2 protein-coding genes are annotated in these 2,532 nt (G+C 66.6%); both read left to right on the forward strand.

Annotated elements, in window-relative coordinates; translation table 11 throughout:
- The first annotated feature begins 125 nt into the window (after window positions 1-125).
- Complete coding sequence (locus tag QOL79_RS19500; protein WP_283420418.1) at window positions 126-1,034, forward strand: tyrosine-type recombinase/integrase; 909 nt, start codon at window positions 126-128, stop codon at window positions 1,032-1,034.
- 5 nt (window positions 1,035-1,039) lie between these two features.
- Entirely contained in the window at window positions 1,040-2,230 is a 1,191-nt protein-coding gene (locus tag QOL79_RS19505; protein WP_283420419.1) for an IS91 family transposase, read from the forward strand.
- Window positions 2,231-2,532: the final 302 nt, after the last annotated feature.

Raw genomic sequence — 2,532 nt, forward strand, 5'->3', positions numbered from 1 at the left:
TGCACGAACCGCTCCGCGGATTGGTGCTAGTGTCGATGTAATGTCGCCCAGCGAGCGCCGCGCCTGATTGAACGCGAGCTGCCACAGGCAGACCCTTTCGACTCCTTCAACTGAGGAGTCGAACGATGAACGAGCTTATCCAGATTGGCCCGATCAGCCCGCTACGCCAGCGCCTGATCGACGATATGACCATGCGCCGCTTCTCGAAGGAGACGCAGCGCAACTATCTGCGCGACGTCGGGCGGTTCGCGACCTGGCTCGGGCGCTCGCCGCATACCGCGAGCGCCGAGGATATCCGGCAGTTCCAGATCGAGCAGCAACAGGCGGGCGTCCCGGCGCCGACCATGAACAGCATCGTCGGCGCGCTGAGGTTCTTCTTCACGCACACGCTCGACCGTCCGGACCTCGCGCGCAAGCTCGTCCGCACCAGGCAGGTTCGCAAGATCCCCGTCGTGCTGACGATGGCCGAGGTGAAGCGGCTGCTCGATGCGACCCGCTCGCTCAAGCACCAGGCGGCGCTGTCGGTCGCCTATGGCGCGGGATTGCGCGTCGCCGAGGTGTCGGCGCTAAAAGTCACCGATATCGACAGCAAGCGCATGCTGCTGCGGATCGAGCGCGGCAAAGGCGGGCGCTACCGCAACGCCATGCTGCCCGAAGGCCTGCTCCTGTTGCTGCGCGACTGGTGGCGCGCCGGACGGCAACAGGGCATCCTCGTTCCCGATGGCTGGCTCTTCCCCGGACAGAGCGCCGCAACGCCGATCAGCACACGCCAGCTCTACCGCGTCGTTGTCGAGGCCGCGGAGGCCGCCGATATCGACAAGCGCGTCGGACCGCATACGCTCCGCCACAGCTTTGCCACCCACCTGCTCGAAGACGGTGTCGATATCCGCGTCATCCAGGCGCTGCTCGGCCATGCCAAGCTCAACACCACCGCCTTCTATACCCAGGTTGCGACCAAGACGGTGCGGTCGATCATCAGCCCGCTCGACAGGCTCGCGCTCGCATCGCCGAGCGAAGAGGCGCCCGACGGCTGAGGCCGATGCGCGCCTCACTCGAGGTCGCCGACATCTTCCGTGCTGCTGGACCCGCGTATCGCACCGCGCATGCCGGGCATCTGAGCCTGCACCAGCTCAAGATCATGTCGGCGATCGAGCATTGCCGCACCGCCGCGCTCGGCGGTCATGTCGAGGCCTGCACCGACTGCGGGCATTGGCGGATCGCCTACAACAGCTGCCGCAACCGACACTGCCCAAGGTGCCAGGGCGCCGCCGCCCGCACCTGGCTCGAAGCGCGCGAGGCCGACCTCCTCCCGGTCGGCTACTTCCACGTCGTGTTCACCCTGCCTGCCGAGATCGCCGCGATCGCCTTCCACAACAAGGCGCTGGTCTATGACCTGCTGTTCAAGGCCGCGGCCGATACAATGCTCACGATTGCCGCCGACCCCAGGCACCTCGGCGCCCGGATCGGTATCACCGCGGTGCTTCACACCTGGGGCTCGGCGCTGACCCATCATCCGCACATCCACATGATCGTGCCCGGCGGCGGCATCTCGCGCGATGGAACGCGCTGGATATCCGCACGCCCCGCCTTCCTGCTGCCGGTCCGCGTCCTTGGCGCGCTCTTCCGCCGCCTGTTCCTCACCCGGCTGCGCGCGCTGCACGACGCTGGCAGGCTGGCTTTCTTTGGCAGCCTCACGCCTCTCGCCGAACGACGCGCATTCCTGCGCCACCTTTCACCCGTCAGGAAGAAGCGCTGGGTGGTCTATGCCAAGCCGCCGTTCGCGGGTCCCGAAGCGGTCCTTACCTATCTCTCCCGCTACACCCACCGGGTCGCGATCTCGAACAGCCGTCTCCTCCGGTTCGACGAGGCCGGGGTCACTTTCCGCTACAAGGATTACCGCAAGGCCGGCGCCACACGGCAGCAGATCATGACCCTCGCCGCCGGCGAGTTCATCCGCCGCTTTCTCCTCCACGCCCTGCCGCGCGGGTTCCACCGGATACGCCACTATGGCCTCCTCGCCAGCGCACACCGCAAGGATCATCTTGAACGCGCGCGCCGCCTGCTCGATGTCGCGCCCGCACCGCCAGGCGATCCGCCCGACGAGCCCGAGGTCCAGCCGACCTGTCCTTGTTGCGGCGGTACCATGATCATCATCGAGGTGTTCGAGCGCCGCTATCAGCCTCGCGCGCCGCCACCGTCCCTACTCTCATCCGGGGCACCGGCGCCGTGACCCGGCACGGCCTGGCACCGACACGATCCAGCGCGCACCCGCGCCTGGAAGCGGACATGCTCGCGTCGACACTGCCCAAAAGCAGACGTCGCACGCTCAAAATCGGACGGTCGGACTTTCGGCGTCCGCTTTCGCGGTCTAAATCCGGACGGTCCGCTCTCACGCACGTCCGCTTTTGGGCAGCACCTGGCTTCCCCACCATCAGCGCAAAACAGCTTTCCCCATAGCTCCGACCATGACCACCGCGGTTCGGGCATCGAAGACTTTCTGACGCCTAGCGGCGTCCGAAACTCTCAACGGTT

Origin of the sequence: Sphingopyxis sp. Geo48, assembly GCF_949769155.1 — a bacterium.
GTDB lineage: Bacteria > Pseudomonadota > Alphaproteobacteria > Sphingomonadales > Sphingomonadaceae > Sphingopyxis.